Annotated in this window: 15 protein-coding genes; 5 read left to right on the forward strand and 10 right to left on the reverse strand. The window is 43.7% G+C overall.

Going from position 1 to position 21,397, the window contains the following annotated elements; genetic code table 11:
* Window positions 1-11: 11 nt before the first annotated feature.
* From urtE to urtA, 5 genes are all read right to left on the reverse strand, one after another.
* Complete coding sequence (gene urtE / locus ACYUCY_RS05540) at window positions 12-701, reverse strand: urea ABC transporter ATP-binding subunit UrtE (RefSeq protein WP_460225460.1); 690 nt, start codon at window positions 699-701, stop codon at window positions 12-14.
* 84 nt (window positions 702-785) lie between these two features.
* Window positions 786-1,550 carry an urea ABC transporter ATP-binding protein UrtD gene (gene urtD / locus ACYUCY_RS05545; protein ID WP_460225461.1) on the reverse strand — a complete coding sequence of 255 codons (765 nt, stop codon included), beginning with the start codon at window positions 1,548-1,550 and terminating at the stop codon, window positions 786-788.
* Between the two features lie 13 nt (window positions 1,551-1,563).
* Window positions 1,564-2,703 (reverse strand): urea ABC transporter permease subunit UrtC, encoded by a 1,140-nt coding sequence (urtC, locus tag ACYUCY_RS05550; RefSeq protein ID WP_460225462.1) that lies wholly within the window; start codon window positions 2,701-2,703, stop codon window positions 1,564-1,566.
* Window positions 2,704-2,712: 9 nt separating this feature from the next.
* The gene (gene urtB, locus ACYUCY_RS05555; protein WP_460225463.1) at window positions 2,713-3,639 is read right to left on the reverse strand and encodes an urea ABC transporter permease subunit UrtB; all 927 of its coding nucleotides are present in this window, start codon (window positions 3,637-3,639) and stop codon (window positions 2,713-2,715) included.
* Between the two features lie 181 nt (window positions 3,640-3,820).
* Window positions 3,821-4,978, reverse strand: coding sequence for an urea ABC transporter substrate-binding protein (gene urtA / locus ACYUCY_RS05560; RefSeq protein WP_460225713.1), 1,158 nt, complete (start codon window positions 4,976-4,978; stop codon window positions 3,821-3,823).
* 624 nt (window positions 4,979-5,602) lie between these two features.
* Between urtA and ACYUCY_RS05565 the strand changes: the two genes are divergently transcribed.
* Both ACYUCY_RS05565 and ACYUCY_RS05570 read left to right on the forward strand, forming a co-directional pair.
* Window positions 5,603-8,992, forward strand: coding sequence for a hybrid sensor histidine kinase/response regulator (locus ACYUCY_RS05565; protein ID WP_460225464.1), 3,390 nt, complete (start codon window positions 5,603-5,605; stop codon window positions 8,990-8,992).
* Window positions 8,989-9,894, forward strand: a complete 906-nt coding sequence (locus tag ACYUCY_RS05570) for a response regulator (protein ID WP_460225465.1) — start codon at window positions 8,989-8,991, stop codon at window positions 9,892-9,894. The genes ACYUCY_RS05565 and ACYUCY_RS05570 overlap by 4 nt, the downstream gene beginning before the upstream one ends.
* Window positions 9,895-9,972: 78 nt before the next feature.
* On the opposite strand, the gene ACYUCY_RS05575 is transcribed toward ACYUCY_RS05570, so the two are convergent.
* Window positions 9,973-11,826: a DEAD/DEAH box helicase gene (locus ACYUCY_RS05575; RefSeq protein WP_460225466.1), complete on the reverse strand. Its 1,854-nt coding sequence runs from the start codon at window positions 11,824-11,826 to the stop codon at window positions 9,973-9,975.
* Window positions 11,827-11,949: 123 nt separating this feature from the next.
* Complete coding sequence (locus tag ACYUCY_RS05580) at window positions 11,950-14,622, reverse strand: helix-turn-helix transcriptional regulator (RefSeq protein WP_460225467.1); 2,673 nt, start codon at window positions 14,620-14,622, stop codon at window positions 11,950-11,952.
* 563 nt (window positions 14,623-15,185) lie between these two features.
* On the opposite strand from ACYUCY_RS05580, the gene ACYUCY_RS05585 reads away from it, so the two are divergent.
* On the forward strand, window positions 15,186-15,314 hold the full coding sequence (locus ACYUCY_RS05585; RefSeq protein WP_460225468.1) for a hypothetical protein: 129 nt from the start codon (window positions 15,186-15,188) through the stop codon (window positions 15,312-15,314).
* Between the two features lie 73 nt (window positions 15,315-15,387).
* Here the strand turns inward: ACYUCY_RS05585 and ACYUCY_RS05590 are convergent, their stop codons facing one another.
* Entirely contained in the window at window positions 15,388-16,803 is a 1,416-nt protein-coding gene (locus ACYUCY_RS05590; protein ID WP_460225469.1) for an aminotransferase-like domain-containing protein, read from the reverse strand.
* A 169-nt stretch (window positions 16,804-16,972) separates the two neighbouring features.
* On the opposite strand from ACYUCY_RS05590, the gene ACYUCY_RS05595 reads away from it, so the two are divergent.
* Both ACYUCY_RS05595 and ACYUCY_RS05600 read left to right on the forward strand, forming a co-directional pair.
* On the forward strand, window positions 16,973-17,857 hold the full coding sequence (locus tag ACYUCY_RS05595; protein WP_460225470.1) for an aminotransferase class IV: 885 nt from the start codon (window positions 16,973-16,975) through the stop codon (window positions 17,855-17,857).
* A gap of 17 nt (window positions 17,858-17,874) precedes the next feature.
* Window positions 17,875-18,489: a LysE family translocator gene (locus tag ACYUCY_RS05600; RefSeq protein WP_460225471.1), complete on the forward strand. Its 615-nt coding sequence runs from the start codon at window positions 17,875-17,877 to the stop codon at window positions 18,487-18,489.
* A 17-nt stretch (window positions 18,490-18,506) separates the two neighbouring features.
* On the opposite strand, the gene ACYUCY_RS05605 is transcribed toward ACYUCY_RS05600, so the two are convergent.
* The gene (locus ACYUCY_RS05605; protein ID WP_460225472.1) at window positions 18,507-19,772 is read right to left on the reverse strand and encodes a hypothetical protein; all 1,266 of its coding nucleotides are present in this window, start codon (window positions 19,770-19,772) and stop codon (window positions 18,507-18,509) included.
* A gap of 398 nt (window positions 19,773-20,170) precedes the next feature.
* Window positions 20,171-21,391 carry a cytochrome c gene (locus ACYUCY_RS05610; protein ID WP_460225473.1) on the reverse strand — a complete coding sequence of 407 codons (1,221 nt, stop codon included), beginning with the start codon at window positions 21,389-21,391 and terminating at the stop codon, window positions 20,171-20,173.
* Between the last annotated feature and the right edge of the window lie 6 nt (window positions 21,392-21,397).

The following is a 21,397-nucleotide window of genomic DNA, read 5'->3' on the forward strand; positions in this document are numbered from 1 at the left end:
ATTGCTGGGATCTAAACGGATAAATAGGCGGATACTTGTTCTTCGTTGACTGCTTCGCGAGGCTCGTCGTGAACGATTTGTCCTTTTTCGATAACGATAATGCGGTCCGCAATATCAAGTGCGAAACTAAGAACTTGTTCAGAAACAATGATCGATAAATTTCTTTGGTCGCGAATTTCTTTTAGTGTTTTTGCCATTTCTTTGATGATTGAGGGTTGAATCCCCTCGGTGGGCTCGTCAAGCAGCAGCACTTTGGGGTCACTAGCTAATGCGCGCGCGATTGCTAGCTGTTGCTGTTGGCCGCCGGATAGATTTCCACCTCTTCGGTGACGCATTTCCAGTAGCACCGGGAACAGACTGTAGAGATCTCCAGGAACGTTCTTTCTCTTCGTCGTTGTTAAACCTGTTTCAATATTTTCTTTAACTGTCATGGTTGAGAAAATCATCCGACCCTGCGGCACGAATCCAATGCCTGATGCAACACGTTGATGGCTTTTCATTTTGCTTAGATCTTTATCTTCGAGTTTTAAGCTACCCTTTTTGGAGGGAATCAAACCGATCAAAGATTTCATTAACGTGGTTTTACCCATGCCATTACGACCAAGAATGGCAATAATCTCTTTTGGTTTTAGTGACAAATTCATGTTATTAATCACCTCGCTTTGACCATAAGCTACGTGATAATCAGCGATCTCGAACATAAGATAAATCCTGTAATAAAGGTTGGGCCATCATCAGCCACGAACAAAACGACGATTGCTATAATTAATTTGTCGGAAAGTAATTTAATGACCTAGATACACTTCAATAACTTTTGGATCGTTTTTGACCCTCTCCATAGATCCTTCCGATAGCAGTTTTCCTTGATGCAACACTGTCACGCGATCCGCAATATCTTCAACAAACTGCATGTCATGCTCGACAACTAAAACCGATCTATCTTGAGTGATTCGCCGCAGCAGACCGGCGGTCTGTTTGCGTTCCGACACCGACATTCCTGCGACGGGTTCATCCAACATGAGTAGTTCTGGGTCTTGAATCAATAACATACCGATCTCTAACCATTGCTTTTGGCCGTGGCTTAGTAAGGCCGCGGACTCTTGTAATTTGTCGCTGAGAAAAATCATTTCCGCAATTTCCGTTACTTTATTAACAACTTCGGAATCGCGACGAAAACCTAATGCTCCCCATACATTTCTGCCGCGAGGGAAAGAAATTTCAAGATTCTCGAATACGCTTAGGTCTTCATAGATCGATGGGTTTTGAAATTTTCGTCCAACGCCAGCGTGGACTATTTGGTGCTCTTTCATTTTTGTCAGCTCTTTCCCTTTAAATTTTATCGAGCCTGAAGTCGCGTTAGTGCGCCCGCAGATCAAATCTAAAACTGTGGTTTTTCCCGCACCATTGGGGCCGATAATGACACGAATTTCTTGTTCCTCGACGTAGAGTGACAGGTCGTTGACGGCTTTGAATCCGTCAAATGAAACCGTCAGACCTTCAATACTTAAGACGAAGTTTTTTGCTTTTCTAAGCGCTGGTTCCGCAGACATAACTGACCTCTAACTATTCCAATATTTGCTGTGTCGATGACTTACTTCCAAATGGTTTTGGTAATCGATGAATATTTTTGAAAATCCATGGCTGAATTTTTGATTGGTATACGCCCGCCAATCCATCAGGGAAAGCCATCACAACGCCAATAAATAGTGTGCCCATAGCGAACAGCCAAAGCTCTGGGAAGAATTCTGAGAATGTAGTTTTTGCAAAGTTCACGATCAAGGTGCCGTACACTGCGCCGAGTAAAGACAGGCGACCGCCAACAGCACAGAAAATTACCATTTCTATGGATGGAACGATGCCAACAAAAGAGGGCGACATGAAGCCAACTTGCAAGGTAAACATCGCGCCACCGATGGCAGAAAAAACAGCAGCGATGCAGAAAATAAATATTTTGAAATTGGCAACGTCGTAACCGGAAAATCGCACCCGATCTTCCTGTACACGCATTGCTACCAAAAGGCGACCTAGTTTACTTTTTCTAATGAACTGCGCTGCAAATAAACAGCCAAACAAAAGAATAGCGTTGATGAAATACAAAATATATTTTGCGGAGTCGACGCGAATATCCCAGCCGTGAAGCGTCCTTAAGTCCGTAATACCGTTTACACCACCTGTGTATCCTTGCTGACCAATAATTAATATTGTCAGAATTGCTGCAATTGCTTGAGTGATAATGGCAAAGTAAACACCGCCGACGCGGCGTTTAAACATCGCTATACCGATTAGGTAAGCGAACAGCGCAGGTACCAGAAAAACGGCAATGATCGTAAAAGTAAAACTATGAAAAGGTTGCCAGAAAAACGGTAACTCGGTTATCTGATTCCAATCCATGAAATCCGGAATTCCTGGCGTCGATTGGATAGAGGTGTTTTCAGGGCTGGAAGCTTCGAGTTTTAGAAACATTGCCATGCAGTATCCGCCAAGACCAAAAAATACACCTTGGCCTAAGCTCAAAATACCTGCGGAGCCCCAACACAAAGTTAAGCCGAGTGCGACAAAAGCATAAGTCAGGTATTTTCCAAGTAAATTCAAACGAAAGATGTCCAAAAATATAGGAAATACAATAAAGATAATGACCGCCAAAATTGCGAAACCCCAAAGATCATTTTTCGGCATTAATGCTCGTATATCTGTCAATGACATTGCGGTCTCCTAATGTCTAATTTTCAATGTAAATAAACCTTGTGGGCGTAGCATTAGAATGCCGACAACCACGAGTAAGGTCAGAACTTTCGCCATCGAACCACTCAAGAAAAATTCCATAGTGGATTGCGCTTGGGAAATTGTGAAAGCAGAGGCGACGGTTCCGAGTAAGCTTGAAGCGCCGCCAAAAACGACAACTAGAAATGTGTCAACAATATAGAGTTGGCCCGCAGTAGGGCCGGTTGACCCAATCATGGTGAATGCTGAACCTGCAATACCAGCGATCCCACAACCCATCGCAAAGGTGTACCGATCAACTAACTCGGTGTTAATGCCGACGGCCCCAGCCATCTGTCTGTTTTGCACAACGGCGCGGGTTTGTTTTCCCAGCCGTGACTTTTGCATCATTAGGTACACGCCTAGCGTAATAAAAATTGTTAAGACCATGACAAAAATTCCGTTGATTGGAATCTCAATCATGTCCGTGACGGAGTAAGAACCCATCATCCAGTCGGGAATAGACACGCCGACTTCGCGAGCGCCAAATACGCTGCGATAGGTTTGTTGCAAAATCAGACTTAGTCCCCAGGTTGCTAATAAAGTATCGAGTGGTCGTTTATATAAATGTCGAATCATTGCCCATTCAACGAAAGCGCCGAGAGCGGCGGTGGCAATAAATGCAAATAACATGGCGACAAAGAAGTAGCCGTTAAACATTGATGGTAAATATGAAGAAAATAAGTTGGATGTTAGGTAGGTGATATAGGCGCCGAGAATCATAAATTCTCCGTGGGCCATATTAATTACACCCATTTGACCAAAAATGATCGCGAGGCCCAACGCCATGAGAACGAATACAGAAAATAGACTAAGACCTGCAAACCCTTGCATGGCAAAAATAGAGGTGAGCTCTGACATGGTGTAATCGGCAAACATTGTTTGAACCTCAGATATAAAGACAGCTAACTAATAACGATTCATCTTCAAAAAATTTACGGTAAAAATTTGTATGTAATTTTTAATTCAAACATCAACGTGATTTTGTTGTAGTGAATTTTCTTAAGTAGCGACCCAGTACTTGGGCCGCTTATCTTTCCTAATGGTTTAGTTAAAAGGTCTATTGGTAACCTTCTGGGAATGGGTCAGGCTCAATGAGCTCCTCAGTTTCATAGACAAGTTCATATTGGCCGTCTTTTTTAGCGTGCCCTATGCGCGTTTTTGACCAAAGGTGATGATTTTCATGAATCCGTACATAGCCTTCTGGAGCGGTGGTGAGTTCAATTCCAGGAGAAGCCTCGCGAACTTTATCGATATCGAATGAACCGGCTTTTTCAACGGCGGCTTTCCACAACCAAGGTCCTAGGTAGGCAGCTTGTGTAACGTCACCGATAACAATGTCCTCACCCCAGCGCTCTTTAAACGCTTTAACAAAGGCTTCGTTGTTGTCATTGTCTAAGCTTTGGAAATATTTCATGGCCGCATAAGCGCCGACAATATTTTCTCCGCCGATTCCTAAGATTTCATCTTCAGTCACAGAGATCGTTAGGATGGTTGGTTTTTCTTTCGTCATATCAATCCCAGCGGCTTTTAGCTGTTTATAAAAAGACACATTGGAGCCGCCAACGACGATGGCGTAGAGCACATCGGGTTTGCGTAATTTGACTTTGTTAATGACAGAATTAAATTGTGTGTGACCGAGGGGATAATATTCTTCGCCGACGACTTTTAAGCCCAGTTTTTCAATATGCTTACGGGCAATTTTGTTCGAGGTTCGAGGCCAAATGTAGTCAGAGCCGAGCAGGAAAAAACTTTTTGCGCCTTTGTTTTTTACGACCCAATCGATACCGGCAATTATCTGTTGAGTGGCTTCTTGACCGGTATAAATAACGTTGGGTGACTCTTCTAGACCTTCATAAAAAGTCGGGTAATAAAGCATGCCGTTGTATTGCTCGAAGACGGGCAGTACGGCTTTACGAGATGCTGAAGTCCAGCAACCGAATACCGCCGCGACTTTATCGTTGACTAAAAGTTTTTTGGATTTTTCAGCGAAGGTTGGCCAATCGCTGGCACCATCTTCTTGGATATATTCAATTTTTCTGCCCAGCACGCCGCCCATTGCGTTGATTTGCTCAATGGCGAGTTTTTCCGCCTGCACGGAACCTGTTTCACTGATTGCCATGGTTCCCGTTACTGAGTGAAGTATTCCTACGGTAACCGTGTCGTCCGTGACGGCAAGGCCTGTTGAATTTACTTGTGCATGGCTTGAAGAAAACATTCCGCCGGCGAGCAAAGCTGCCGCGGGCAACGCTATCAGGTTTTTCACAAAACGTCGGCGCAGACTGCCAAAGCTATGTGTTGATTGGGTAAGTTGCATGATGGAACCTCTCTTTTGTTTCGCGGGATTATGAAAAAGTCATTAAATAGCTAACGTTTCGAGGACCAGAATCTAGGAAATTTGAGTTAAAGGAAATTAGCCAAGCACACTAGTCATCTACGTCATTTGACGCATAGTCAACACCGTCGCGCAGGTTTATCTTGCCAAGCTTTGCTCGGCGTTTTGTTAGTTGTGCAGGTCTCAATCTATGCGGCTTAGGTTTAGGCCAAAGGAGGGAATTCAGATATAAAGGCTGTTAAGTAAAAATATGGAGTCAAACTTGCATTGAAGTTCTCTACAGCAGATTTTCTTCTGCCGGAATCTCGCGATTTATTTTTTACGGGAAACTCCTTTTAGAGGAATTTACTTGGATTATAAATTCGACCGAACTAAATAAATCGTTCGCATTAAAATTTTATCAATCATGATTCTAATCTTACTGTCGGGCTGATTCTGTACTGTGGCCCCCCGGCGTTCATGGGTGTTAGGGCTTGCCGAAAAAATGCGTATAGGATGTAGCACGGAATGAGTGAGCGACAAATTTTCACAACCCGCCGTAATTACAATCGTTGGGTTGCAAATCAAACACTGGAAGATTATGCGTTGCGGTTCACTGCCAAGAAAGCGCGGCGGTGGTCTATTGCCCGTGTTTCCAACACGGCATTGGGGGCAATCTCATTTCTAGCCCTTGAAGCTATTGGCGCTACCATCACAATACATCACGGTTTTGATAATGCTTTAGTGGCGATTCTTGTTGTATCGGCGATTATTTTTCTCACTGGCATACCCATCTGTTACTACGCTGCGCGCTATGGCGTCGATATTGATTTACTGAGTCGAGGTGCCAGCTTTGGATACATTGGCTCAACCATCACCTCGTTAATCTATGCGTCTTTTACATTTATTTTCTTCGCTCTAGAAGCAGCAATTATGTCCTCTGCTCTGGAGTTGCTTTTTGGTATCCCAAAAAGTATCGGTTATTTAATTTGTGCCTTAGCCGTTATTCCTCTCGTGACACACGGAATTACCTTTATCAGTCGCTTTCAACTATGGAGTCAACCTTTTTGGCTGGTTTTACAGCTGCTGCCTTTCGTATTTATTTTGTGGCATGAGTGGTCGATTGTAGATCAGTGGACGCACTACACAGGTGCGGAGGAGGGGGATAAGGGCGGGTTTAATATTCTTTTTTTCGGTGCTGCCTCTGGTGTGCTGTTTTCTTTAATGGCGCAAATTGGGGAGCAAGTTGATTTTTTACGCTTTCTTCCTGAACAAAAACAACAGACGCGCATACAGTGGTGGGTCGCGTTAATCTCTGCGGGACCCGGATGGATAATTGTTGGTGCATTAAAAATTATTGCCGGCTCGTTTTTAGCGGTTCTTGCTTTAAGCCACGGAGTCACTGAGGAGCTTGCGACTGATCCCACAAATATGTACTTAGTTGCTTTTAATTTTTTACAGCTATCACCACAAGCAACTCTGGCTTTAACGGGTATTTTTGTCATTGTCTGCCAACTGAAAATTAATGTGATGAACGCTTATGCGGGTTCTATTGCTTGGTCAAATTTTTTCTCGCGCTTGACTCACAGTCATCCTGGCCGAGTCGTTTGGTTGGTTTTTAATGTCATCATTGCCTTAATGCTAATGGAGCTAGGTGTATATGATGCTTTAGAAAGAATTCTCGGAATCTACTCCAATGTTGCGGTAGCCTGGGTTGGTGCTTTAGTAGCGGACTTGGTTATCAATAAACCCTTGGGGTTTAGTCCCAAACACATCGAATTTAAACGCGCACATTTATACGATATTAATCCCGTTGGTGTGGGATCAATGTTAATTGCTTCAGCTGTAGGTATCTTATCGCTTACCGGAAGTTTTGGTGATCTCGCGCAAGCCTTGTCGCCCTACCTAGCATTAATGACCGCATTCATTGTGTCACCCATTATTGCGATCGCAACACAGGGCCGTTATTACATTGCTAGACCGGCAAACCGGTGGCCTTCCGGTTCATCGAGCCAGGTTTGCACGGTGTGTCAAAACGAATTTGAAATTGAAGACATGACGACCTGCCCGGTATTTGATGGTGCAATTTGTTCTTTATGTTGTTCACTAGATTCTAGCTGCCACGACCAATGTAAAACTAACGCTCGTTTCGCCGATCAGCTAACCAATTTCGTTGCGGCGGTTTTACCACAGCGACTCGTTCTGTTGATGAATCCGCGTTTATTGCAATTCTCGGGTTTACTAACCTTGATCATCGCTATTATCGCCGTATTGTTTTGGATGGTGTACGTGCAATTGCCGGTCATAGATTTTCAAGTAAAGGAAGTGGTCGCGTCAACGCTAACCCAGGTATTTCTGTTATTGATAATTATTGTTGGCGTTCTAACTTGGTTATTCGTGTTGGCTAACGAAAGTCGACAAATGGCTTTGGATGAATCGATTCGACAAACCGATTTGCTGAGTAAGGAAATCTACGCACATAAAAAAACCGATCGTCAGCTTCAACAAGCCAAGGAAATCGCCGAGGCGGCGAATCAAGCGAAGAGCCGCTACCTGACAGGTATTAGTCATGAATTGCGTAGCCCTTTAAATTCAATTTTGGGCTACGCACAATTGTTGGAAAAAGATTTGTTTTTAAGTCAACAACAAATGAATAAGGTTAATGTTATTCGCCGTAGTGGAGACTATTTAGCCGATCTGATTGAGGGGTTGTTGGATATATCACGTATTGAGGCAGGACGCCTAGAGTTACATCGTGATCGTGTAAAAATTCGCGAGCTTATCGCTGACTTAGTAGAAATGTTTCGGATGCAAGCTGAAGCAAAGGGCATCGGCTTTGAGTATATTTGCCAAAGCTATTTGCCTGAACTGGTCATTGCCGATGAAAAGCACCTTCGACAAATTTTAATTAACTTATTATCGAACGCCGTTAAATTCACACAAAAAGGAAAAGTGTCAATGACGGTACGATATCGTAGCCAGGTTGCAGAGTTTACGATATCGGATTCTGGAATCGGCATCGAGCCACATGAGGCCGATCGCATTTTCCGGCCATTCGAACGCATCCGCAAGGCCGGCCATCCTCAGTTGCCTGGAACAGGTTTGGGTTTAACGATAACGAAACTGTTAACGGAAATTATGGGTGGAGAAATAGTACTGGATAGCACCCCAGGGGTAGGTAGCGTTTTTAAATTATCGCTCATGCTTTCAAGCGTCGCCGAACGTGATGTAAACGTGACGCCGGTCAAAAAAATACAGTCCTATTTTGGTTCGCAAAAAACGGTAATGATCGTCGACGATGATCCATTCCATCGCGGTTTTATTAGTGAAGTACTTGCCCCCCTCGGTTTTAATATCATCGAAGCACCGGATGCCTATAGTTGTATTGATATGCTCGAGAGTGAAGATGTCGATCTGTTTTTACTTGATATCTCTATGCCGGGTATGAGCGGTATGGATTTGGTCAAACAACTCCGCGCAAATAAAAACCGCACGCCCATTATTATGGTTTCTGCCGATGCCACTGAAGATCACAACTCATTAAATAAAATAGGCGATATTAAAATATACGACGCCTATTTAATAAAGCCAGTACGTGAATCTCTACTTCTGGACAAAATGTCTGAGGTAATGGGAATTGAATGGTGCTATGAGCTCAAGGGTTCGTTAATTCCTACACGTGAAACCTCAAATGAAAGCCTCTCTACATTAAATAATTTTGGAGAGGTTTCTGAACAAGACCACCGAGAAATCATTAGTATGGCGGAGCTGGGTTTTATTGATGGTCTACAAAAAATATTTAAACGAATCGAACGACAACAGGGTACAGGGGAGTTTATTGCGACAATGAGTCGTTACCTAGATAGCTATCAGTTCGCGGAAATTATTGCTGTCAACAAGAAGGTATTAGATTCATGAGTGACACTAGCAAAGGTATTGTTTTAGTTGCGGATGATGCACCGGATTCGTTAGGCATGTTGAATTCTGCTCTAACTAATGAAGGCTACACCGTTCTAGTCGCGATGGATGGAGTACAAGCCCTATCGATTGCCAGCAAAATGGCTCCCGATATTATTTTATTGGATGCAATAATGCCCAATCTCGACGGCTTTAGCGCTTGTCTGCAACTTAAAAATAATGCGGAGCTAAGTGATGTACCCGTTATTTTTATGACTGGCCTCAGCGACAGTGAGCACGTTGTCAAAGGTTTAGAGTCTGGCGGCGTGGACTATATTAGTAAACCCATTCAGTTCGACGAACTGTTTGCTCGCATACGAGTCCACTTAAATAATTCGCGGATTACTCGCAGTGCACGTGGTGCTTTAAATGAGATTGGGCAGTTAGCATTCGCATGTAATCTGAGTGGTGAGATCTTATGGCTAACGGCCGGCGCTAAAGAGTTGTTGACTTCGGTGAATCAAGATTCCCAATGGATGAAAGAATTTTTACCCGTTCAGATCAACCAATGGTTAAGTAGAAGTCCGAAAAAAAATAGTTTCATGTCATTAAGAAAAACTGATCAAACTCTGCAAGTGCGTTATCTTGGTCAAATCTCACCAGGAGAATATTTGCTCCGTCTTGTCGAAGATAATGAGTTACAAGATCGGCAAACGTTACGGAAAGAGTTTTTTTTGACAGAGCGAGAAGCCGAAGTACTGTTATGGTTATCGAGAGGAAAAGCTAATCGTGAAATAGCGCAGATTTTGTCGATGAGTCCACGAACGGTAAATAAACACCTAGAGCAGGTGTTTCGAAAACTGGGCGTGGAAAATAGAACAACAGCCGCGTCGATTTGTCTTCAACGTTTGAACGATAGCTGAGTTCTATTTTTACACTCACTTTCAACGAAGGTCTTTAAATAAGTTTCCTTTTAGCCAGATCTGTAAATCGAAAATGGATTAATCAGATTTCGGCTTTTCTTTTTTACGTTTGAAATCTTTTTTGAAACGGCCTTTATCTCCGCTATCATTTGATTTCTTTTTATTAAAAGGTTTTTTAAACCCGCCACGAGGCTTGTCGGAACCACCGCTTGGCGTGGATTTACTATCAAAAGCTGAAAGTCGCATAGGTTTATTTTTGACGCGAACCTTTTGCAGCAATTGAAACATATCTTTCGGCATGCCTTCGGGCAAATCGACGGTACTATAATCGTCATAAATTTTAATTTTGCCAATGTTATTGCCATCGATGCCGGCCTCGTTAGCAATAGCGCCGACGATTTCGCCGGGTTTAACTTGGTCTTCATGACCTACTTGCAGTTTGTAGCGTGTCATTCCAGCTTCTGGAGCTGGCGCTGGGCCTCTATCGCGGCGCCCATCTCTACCACCACGGTCGCGGCCTTCTCCGCGATCACGGCGACTTCGATCGTTGCGATCTCGTTTTCCATCGCGTCCCTTGCCGTTATAGTTACTTTCGTTACTGGCTTTTATCGGAGGTGGAATAAGCGGACGATTTTTTTGCAACAAATATGCGAGGCTTGCAGCAACATCTTCGGAGGTTAGATTATTTTCCTCGCACATTTCACTGACAATTTTCTGAAAGAACGCGGTGTCGGGGTTGCCGACAGAAGCGATAACTTGTTCTTTAAATATCCGCGAGCGTATCCCGATCAGTTCTTCTTGGCTGGGGAGCGTCATTTGTTTAATTGTTTGGCGAGTGGTTCTTTCAATTGAACCCAAAAGCCGTCTTTCTCTGGGTGCGACAAACAAAATCGCTTTACCTTTTCGCCCTGCGCGGCCCGTTCGTCCAATACGATGGACATAAGATTCTTCATCGTAAGGGATATCGTAATTTAATACGTGACTGATTCTTTCTACGTCCAAGCCTCTCGCGGCGACATCAGTAGCGATTAAAATATCTAGCTTGCCGCGTTTTAAATTTTCGACAGCACGTTGGCGTAAGTTTTGATTCATATCGCCATTAAGCGCAGCCGCTGAAAACCCCCGAGCACTTAATTTGTCCGCTAGCTCAACAGTTGCAGTTTTCGTGCGCACGAAAATAATCATGCCGTCAAAGGTTTCGACTTCGAGTATGCGAGTTAAAGCGTCAAGCTTATTGGTGCCGGTGACCAACCAATAGTGTTGTTCAATATTTTCATTGGTGGTAACGGAGGTTTCTATGCGAATTTCTTCCGGCTTATTTAAATACTTATTCGCGACTTTGCGAATCACCGGCGGCATTGTTGCTGAGAACAAAGCAACGCGACGGTTGTCTGGCGTGCGCTGCAAAATCGTTTCGACATCGTCAATGAAACCCATGCGCAACATTTCATCGGCTTCGTCGAGAACCAAGGTTTTAATTTCACTGAGATCCAAACTCTTGCGGTTCAAATGATCGAGCAAGCGTCCTGGTGTGCCGACGATGACGTGCGCTCCGCGCCTTAAGCCACGAAGTTGTCCACCCATGTCTTGGCCGCCATAAACAGGCAAAACGTGAAAACCTTTAATGAAGGAGGCATAGGTTTGAAAAGCCTCGGCGACTTGAATCGCGAGTTCACGCGTTGGGCATAAGACCAAGGCTTGGGGATTCTTTTGTTTAATATCTAGATTTGCCAGTATCGGTAGCGCGAAAGCTGCTGTTTTGCCAGTCCCTGTTTGCGCCATTCCTACTACGTCTTTATTGGCTAAAAGCAGTGGAATAGTGGCTTCTTGTATGGGAGAAGGTGACTCGTAGCCTACTTGTTGTAAGGCTTTTAAGAGGAACGAAGGCAAATTGAGCTCAGCAAAGCTGGACTCTGGCGTATCTGATGACATGGTGAACCTGTGTATTGAGAGGGTGGGAGAGCTGATCAATCGGTGGGCGATTATACAGGGAGTGGGGAAGAAGAGCGAGGTGAATATCAAGGTCTGCCGAAAGACCTGTTTATTATCTGAAAGCTATTCCGGTAGCAGCCAAGGCTCGTTGTGAACTCTCAGCATGGCTTCCATCCTACTGTTCGAATTGAGTTTGGTCAGGATGGCTGACACATGGTGTTCGATGGTTCGTTGCGAGCGCGATAACACTTGGGCGATCTCTTTGTTAGTTGCCCCTTTGCTGATGAGTTGCAAAATTTCTTGTTCTCGTTTGGTGAGACCTAAGGGGTGATTCCTTGCGGCTTTATAGGGCCCGCGCCGATTACTGTGTAACAACTCGCTCATCGCAAGATCGTTAGCCAGAGATTTTAATTTTGCTAGGCCGCCGGCTCCGTCAATTGGTTCCAAAAGATTTTGCGCCTCAATAAAAGCATCCTGAATTTTGGTCGGGTCTTTAATTTGCATGAGTGTTAAGGCAGCAGCGAACGGAAGACCGAGAGTTTTCCAGGACTGTGCTGCAGCGAGGAAATTTCCGTCAATTTCTAACTGATGCGGTTGTGGCAATTCTTGGTGAAAACTTACATCAAGCGAAAAATTCAATCGGTGTGCCCAAACTGAAGTTTCACCGAGATTCCAAAAATGCATGTTCTCTGGGCCAAGTTCATTTAGGTATTCGAGATGTTCCAGTGCATTTTTTGTTTTGTTATTTAACCAAGAAAATTCAATAAGACCTAAACGTATCGGAACAATGTATTGCATTTCATCGGTGGCCAGGGCGTCAGTTAATGCATCAATAAAATTTTTATGTGCACTTTGTGCACCGAGCCGCATTTGAGTTTTAGCGAGAACGGAAAGTGCCGGAAGCCGCATTAACAAAGTGAGTCGATCTGATTTTAATACACCCGCTGCAATGGTTTGTGCATCTTGTAATCTACCTTGATCCATTCTCAGTAAGGCTAAGCGCCCCAACAAATAATCGCGCCAGGCAAAAAGGTCGTGTTGATTGTTGTAGGCAATCCCTTTCGCTAATGTTCTCTCGGCCAATTCAAAATTTCTAAAATCAACAGCGTATTCGGATAGGTTTGTATACACTCTTGCAGCGTGTTCATGTAAGCCCTCCTGTAATGCCAAAGCGAGACTCCGTTCTAATTTAGAAATTCCCTCGGGATTGTTTCTAAAAACCAGCGCGGAACCAATATTATTTAAGGCATGAATTTCTACTTCAACGTTGTCGTATTCATTTGCGAGTTTTAATGCTTTTTCTCCCCACGCGATCGCATCATCCATGCGATCATTTAACATGTGCAACTGTGAGCGTAAGCTATAGGCCATTGCGTGTTCAGCGCTTTCCGGTGTGCTTTCTAAAACCTGAATAGCTTCATCGGCATAGTGGCTCGCTTCAGAAGCTTCACCGCGATACCAATGCAAGCGCGACATCCAGCGCAGGTTTTCACCGACTTTTTCCGGCCGATCGAGCGCGCGCCAAAGACTAATGGCATGTCGTCGGGCGTCTAATACATCATCATCTATTCGCAAAGCCAGCCCAGCTTCATAGGCCCAATTCTCATAAAGCTGTGCGGCTAATTCTGGACTGGCGTTATTAATAAATCGCAACGCAGTGGCGAGATGATCGGCGGCTTCACTATGGGCGCCAAGTGAGGCGGCAGTGCGCGCCGCGGTAGGTGCAAACTTAAGAACTTGTTCAGAATTGAAAGCACCGGCGGCGTGATGGACGAGTTGATCTAAATTAGAATATGCTTCGATCGGTTTTTTTTGTTTGTTGAATTCAAGTAATAAAGTATCTAAGACTTTTTCGTGTAACTTTTTTTGTTGGGTTGTCGATACCCTCGCCAAGGTTGCGAGGCGTGAAAGCTCGTGTCGAAAACGTAAAGTTTCGGAGGTGTCTTGGACTAATAAATTGCGGCCGATGCAAGCCATAGCTAAGGTTTCACCAGACGGCCCGACCAAAGTCTCAAGCAGATTGAGAGGAATCGCTCCGGGTATAACGCTAATGGTTTCGAGCAGAGATCTCTCTTCCGATGACAATCGCACAAGGCGCGCATTTACCGCGTCTTTTATCGATGCGGGAATGAGGGAGTCAGGATTGTGTTGGTAAGACAATAGTTCAGAAACAAAAAAGGGGTTGCCGCCGGTCACTTTGTACAAGTCATCAATTTTGTAACCAGGGGGTAGACCTAGGGTTTTTATCGCGTGCTTAGTCAGCGGTTGCAGGTTGATCCTAGCGGTGTGGTCTGTGGGTAATTCACCAATTACTCTTGCTAAGGGATGGTCTCCGTTGACTTCGTCATCTCTAAAACTAATGATCAGCAGTGTTGGTAACATAGAAATTCTGCGACCTAAAAATTTTAATAAATCTAAAGTCGCATAATCTGCCCAATGCATATCTTCAAATATTAAAATCGTGCCCGGGCTGGCGTTTTCTAGCTCCTCGAGCATTAAGGTGTAAAGTGTCGATGGTTGCGCGCCTTCGGTGAGTAAATATCGAATTTTAGGATTGAACGACGCCGACATGTCGTGCAGGGGACCTAAAGGCCTCGGCGTAAACAATGCATCGCTCCCGCCCCAAACCACACGCTGTTTGCTTTGTATCTTTGACCGCAGCAATTGCAGTAACGACGTTTTACCAATACCTGCTTCGCCACTGACTAATGCAAGACCACCGCGCCCTTGTTTAGCCTGTTCAGCTAGGACGAGTAGTTGTTGCATTGGTTCATCGCGTTCGAGTAACAAACTCATTTTTTTATTGCTTAGTTTATAAGGCTACAGTGTAATTTTTTGCGCAATGCTAGTCTGCGAGTACGCTTATATCTGACACTATCAGAGGTTTAGAGAATACAATTTTCTGCTTGCCGCCGACATTGAAAACTGACAATTTTAGAGCTTGAATAAGCCGAAAACTTGTTCGGCAAGGAGATAAAGTTAACAAATACAACAAGATAAAGGAATTCTTAATAGCTAACTATTAATCGACGTGCTGAAAAATAGGTAAGCTCATCTAAAAACTAGGTGATCTTACTGAAAGGAAGGTGCCGTAATAGCTGGTAATCTGCATGCATCGAGTGGCGGGACCACCCGGATTACTGGTTTATCCGGTAGCCAACTTCGATAATTTTCGATGGATTCGAATGTAAGGATTGTAGTTATTCCAAGGATGGTTGGCCGCAGTTTTTATATCAGCTCATGGAAGAGCTTTTAATAATTTTTGATAACTTATCGTATTAAACTATTTAGAGCGCCGGCAGTCTCGATTGCGATATAACATTGCTAAGTCACAATGAATACGAAAAAGGGAGCAGTAAATGATTTACCGCAAATCACACAGTGATACCCCCACCCAATTGAATAACGAGTCTTGGATTACCCTAAAGCTTATGCTGCAAGTGATCGCAATCATGGTGTTGATCTACTGTGCAGAAATTTTTGGTTGAGTTCTGCTTTTTAATTTAAGGTTTCTATTAATATTCCTTAAATCCAAAAAATCTAATTTATGGGATCCCGTCGTTAGTAAAACTCCACCGCTATCCGCCCTAAAACCTCTATAGCTTGCTCAATTTTATTATCCCAGGACAATGCACAGTTAATACGAAAGCAATTTTTGTATTTATTGCCTGTTGTAAACAGCGGCCCCGGTGCGATGCTAATTTTATTTTTAAGCGCTAACTCGTAAAATCTCATCGAATCAAACTTCCTTGGCATTGTAATCCACAACACGAAACCACCTTCGGGTTTGCTAACGGAGGTGCCTGGTGGAAAGTGTTTTAGTATTAACGCGCGAATTTGAAAGATGTGTGCCGCTAGTACGGCGCGTATTTTTCGAATGTGCTGATCGTAGTTTCCTTCCATTAAGTAGCGACAAAGTATTTGCTGATCCAAAGTGGGTGTAGCCAATGTTTGCGTGAATTTTAAATAGGTAACTTTTTCTAAATAACGCCCAGGAGCTATCCACCCCACCCGCAGTCCGGGTGAAACGGTTTTTGAGCAGGAGTTGCAATAAAGGACATTACCTTTGGTGTCGAGACTTTTGAAGGTGGAAGGTTGAAAACCATCAAAAGATAGGTCTCCATAAATGTTGTCTTCGATCAAGGGGATATTATTGTTCGTCAAAATCGAGAGTATGGATTTTTTTTGCTGAAGCGAAGCGCTGCAACCGAGAGGATTGCTAAAGTTGCTAACGATTACGCAGGCTTTTATATCCCACTCTTTACACGCCTGCGTTAAGGCGGTTTGATCCATTCCCTCGCGTGGTGAGGTGGGAATCTCTAAGGCTTTTAGTTGCAAGGAATCGATGATTTGTAACAGGCCGTAGTAGGTAGGGGATTCTAAAGCGACGATGTCACCGGGTTTGGTCAATGCTTTCAATGCAAGCAGTATCGCCTCGTGACACCCACTGGTGATAACCAGTTCTTCTGGGCCAACGGCGCAGTTCTTACTATGCATCCGTTTTGATAATTGTTTTCGTAAGTTAAGATCACCAGGAGGAAAGCTGTAACGGCTATAAAGTTCATCTTGCGTTCTAATCACATGAGACGCACTACGTTGTAATTTTTTGATTGGAAAAAAATCTGAATCCGGAAGCGCGGCGCCAAACTGCACTAAATTTTTATCTTCAGTGTTTTGTACAAGGTCAAGCACGAGTTTTTGATTTTTCACAAGTTGCGGCGCGGGGTTAAATTCTGTGAGTTTAATCGTGTGTTCAGCAGAATCTTCGCCACGCCAACACACAAAATATCCCGACCGAGGTTTCGCACTAATCATTCCCCAGTTTTCCAATAAGCTTTGCGCCTGTAATACCGTATTGATGCTGACACGATGTTTGGTTGCGAGCCGACGAGTTCCTGGGAGTCGGTCGCCAAGCAATAGAGAGCGATTCTGTATTTGTGTGGCGAGTTGCTGTGCGAGCTCTTCGTAAAGGTTCATAGCTAAAGCTTCTTGGGTCACCGTTTAGATAGAGTGAAAAGCCTTAATCTTATCTGTAACCATCAAAAATATCCATTTCTGTATCTGTACCCATCTCCGTAATGTCATTACATTCACCGCCCTTAGATAAATAGGAAGGTCCTACTTGTTTTTGAGGGAGGTAAACACAATGTTACGAGAAGCACTGCAACATTCATTTTGTTGGTTCAATGGCAAGCTCATACCGATAAGCGAGGCGAAGATATCGCTATTTGATCATGGTCTCTTATATGGCGATGGCGTATTCGAAGGGCTGCGCTTCTACAACCGCCGACCGTTTCGGCTCGCGATGAATCTTAAGCGACTGCACCAGTCTCTTGTTGCTCTAGAGCTGTCGATACCCTTTGAGGATGAGGAATTGGTAGAAGGGGTCAATGCGTGTATTGCGGCAGCCCCCCAAGATAGCGGCTACTTGCGTTTAGTTGTCACGAGAGGAGAGGGTAATCTAGGTCTAAACCCAAAAAGTTGTCCGTTGCCCAATGTTTTTATCGTGTCTGCGGATTTGGAAATTGTTGACGAACGAAAATATCGCGAAGGGATTCATATAATTACTTCTACAATAAAACGCGCGGTGGGTACGGGTTTAGATTCACGTATTAAAACTCTAAATTATTTGCATTCAATTATGGCGCGCATTGAAGCTAATGTAGCCGAAGCTGATGAAGCGTTGTTGCTCAATCAGTTTGGTAATGTCGCAGAATGTTGTGCAGAGAATATTTTCATTATTAAGGATGGCGTGCTGCTCACTCCGCCTTGTACAGATGGCGCGTTAGCCGGAATCACGCGTCAGTCTTTAATTGATATTGCCAATGAAATTAAACTCGAAAATCACGAGAAAACATTGACACCTTACGACGTTTATACGGCGGATGAAGTTTTTATTTGTGGCAGTGGAGCGAGGATTATTCCTGTCGGTAGTCTGGACAATAAAAAAATTGCACACTGTCCGGGAGATGTTTTTTTAGCGCTTCAAAAAAAATACGGTGAACTCATTGCTCAGGAGTGCGGGGTTTAAATTCTACGCATTAAATCATGGAAATATTAGCACTTTTACTATTTACTTTTTCTTCGACCATTACGCCTGGGCCGAATAACATCATGATGTTTTCTTCCGGTTTAAATTATGGTATTAAGCGATCATTGCCCCATTTGTTCGGCATCTTTATCGGCTTTCCTGCGATGGTGGTTGCGGTAGGTTTAGGTATAGGATTTTTGTTTGAACGTTTTCCGGTTCTGCATTTAATTTTGAAAATTGTCGGGAGTCTTTACTTGCTTTATCTCGCCTACAAAATCGCAACGACTCGAGCCTCTATTGAAGAGAGGGAATCGAGCAAGCCCTTCACTTTTCTTCAAGCGGCACTGTTTCAATGGGTGAACCCTAAAGCTTGGGTGCTTGCGTTAACATCTGTCGCAACTTTTACCGCTCTAAATGGTAATTATATCTTGGCAGTGGCTATTATAGCGGCGGCTTTTTTATTAGCGTCTTTGCCTTGCGTGGGTTTTTGGTTGTGTAGCGGACATGTTGCGAGGAATTTCGTTAAATCAAATTTGGCATTAATGATGTTTAACTGGGTGATGGCGTTTCTATTGGTCCTCTCTTTATTTCCGGTTTTTAAAGAGCTTGGGTTGTTAATGCTGGGACACTAAAACCGTTTGGGAAATAATTAGTGTTTAAGTGCGGGACTAGCGAGCGCGATATCGTTGAGCTTTAAAGTATAGCGTGCTTTTTCTCCTGCTTTGGCATGATTTCTAGCCATGACTAAACTGTCTCGTGTGTTTTCATAGTCGCCTAATTTTGCGTAACAGCGCGCTAGAGAAAAATAAAACTGTGGTTCGTCAAACTTCAATTGTACCGCGTCTGCTAGATGTTGTATGGCTTGATCGACTTTTCCTTCGGCAAATGCATCTTCACTAAGCGCGTAGTGATAATAAGGGTTCGATATTCTATATTCTTCTACCTCTTTTTCTAATTCATTGGCACGAGTGGTTTCACCTAATTTTTTTAAAATGGATGCCAAGTTGGTTTTTGCAGGAAGGTTTTCCTGATCCGCTAGAAGAGCAGTTTCAAATACTATTTTCGCCCGCGTACCTTCATTTTTTCTTTTCAGCAATACTCCCAAATTATTCCATGCAGTGCTTGAATAGCGATCATGTTCTAACGCAAGCTTTATGTTTTCGAAAGCCTTTTCAAATTCGTCTTTAAATAGCGACTCAATACTCTTGTTACTGTAGTACAGCGCATAGGCTTGTGCATCATTCAGCGCCTCTGTCTTGTAAGAGACGTTTATTACTGAAGGATTTAAATCCATTACATGAATTTTTTTGTTGCTAGAAAAGCTGTCAATGTGCGATCCCAATGCTCCTGTGCGACTGGAGCTGGTCCAATTGATTCGTTCTATATCTGAATACTTATCGTAGATGCCGCTGTTAAGTTTTAAGTCAGTCGCAACATTAACATGCTGATTTCGAATTGAGGTGTTTTCTTTTAGATCCCAATAAGGAGGAGAGTTAACAAGCTGTAGTTGCGCGGGTAAATCAACGTGCCGTGCGGCGGCAACAAAAAGTATTGAAAACGATAGGCAATTTATACTACGACCATTAAATAATTCGTTGGTACTTGAGGTGGTTTCAATATCGTAGTTGTACATCCGAAATTGGTCATAGATCCAGTCGCGTAAAACTAAATAACGTGTCTCGCGATTTCTGATCGATGCCACGTATTTGTCCAAATAGTTAACTACATGATCGGGTAGGGCAAATAGATCTTGTTCTGGAATTTTAATACCAGCTTCTGGGTTATCAAATTGTTCTGTGCTCAGGAGTGATTGCCAGCGCTGATCAATTAAATCGATGTTTCGCTCGGAAAGGCGGGTCGAGCTGCACGCCGTCAATCCGACAAAGCAAACAAATAGAACGATTCGAATCAGCATGCCAAATTTCTCCTGCTAATGTAAAGATCCTAGGGCGTTATGAACTGTCACTGCTGAATCATAGGTAGTGTTACCTGAATTAGCAATACTTAGGCCGGGGGTGGCACACAAAGCAGGAGTGCTAACGAGTTTCGAGTAAATCAAATCGAGAATAATATAAGAGTTGGATTTTTAGTGCTTTCGGTAATATATAGAAATGATGTGGGAGATTTAATCTTTGACAGTATTTTAGTGTTGAATATTTTTAAGACGCGAACGTAACTACGAGCAATAAGCCGGATTTAAAAAAAGCTTGGAATCTTTATCCAAATGAAAAAGCTGCCGTATTACCAAAAAACACTAAAAAGTAATACGGCAGCTCGATAACAATGTGTTAAATAAAATTTCGTTGTAGAAATTTATTTCATTCGTAGCAAAATCACATCGTTGTTGTGGGTAGGATCTGTCGCCTCACTGATTACCGCAACTTGTTCGCTATCAACCGCAGAGGCATTGTGTCCCCATGCTTTTCGCATGTAGGTAACAACATCAGCAACTTGCTCATCATCCAGCAATCCACGGAAATAGGGCATGTCGAAAGTTTCAGGTGCATCATCAATGACTACGCGAATAGAACCGTTGAGCGTTAGGTTGATAAGGGATGACGGATTTGGATCGAGAACAATTGGGTTCCCAGCGAGAGCAGGCATTGCTTTGTTTTGACCGCCACCGTCGTAACCATGACAAGAAACGCAATATTCAAAGTAAACCTGTGAACCGCGTTCTTCGAAATTAAACGCTGCTAATTTATTCGCGGAACTTGCGTCGTAACCGTATTCAGTTGCGTTCTTCTCGTTTTTGGGAGGTAAAGATTTTAAGTAAGTCGCCATCGCGAGAAGATCATCATCAGTCATATACTGGGTACTGTTATTGATCACCTCAACCATCGTGCCAAAGGCGGTACCGAAGCGGTTTTTGCCGGTCTTTAAAAATTCAGCGGTATCTTCAACTGTCCAGCGACCGAGGCCAGAATTAATGTCGCCATTTAGAGGCGATGCGGACCAATGATCAAGTTCCGCACCAGCGAGGAAGTGGCTGCTACTTTCGTCGACGCCTTTTTCCTGCATCATCAAACCGCGAGGAGTATGACAAGCGCCACAATGACCAAGACCTTGTGTGAGGTAGGCGCCACGATTCCACACCGCATCTTTATCGGGGTCGTCTTCATAGCGGTCATCATCAAGAGTAATGAAATTCCAGATCGCTAGAGGCCAGCGTGGGCTCTTCCAGCCAGGAATCTCGTTTTCAGGGTTGGCTTGATTGACAGGTTCAACTTCGTTCATGAAGTAGTCGTAAAGCGCCTTCATATCATCTTCGGTAATTTTTGCGTAAGAAGGGTAAGGCATGGCGGGGTACAGCCGGTGCCCGTCTTTTGCAACACCTAGACGCATGGATTTATCGAAATCTTCGTAAGTGTAATCGCCGATACCCGTTTCTTTATCCGGTGTGATGTTGGTGGCATAAATAGCACCAAGCATTGGCACGGCCATTTTCAGCCCTCCAGCATAGGGCTCGCCATTTTCAATGGTGTGGCAAGCAACACAATTGCCAAGTCTGGCGAGATATTCACCTTTAGACATATCAGC

It is taken from the genome of Aurantivibrio infirmus (assembly GCF_054767315.1).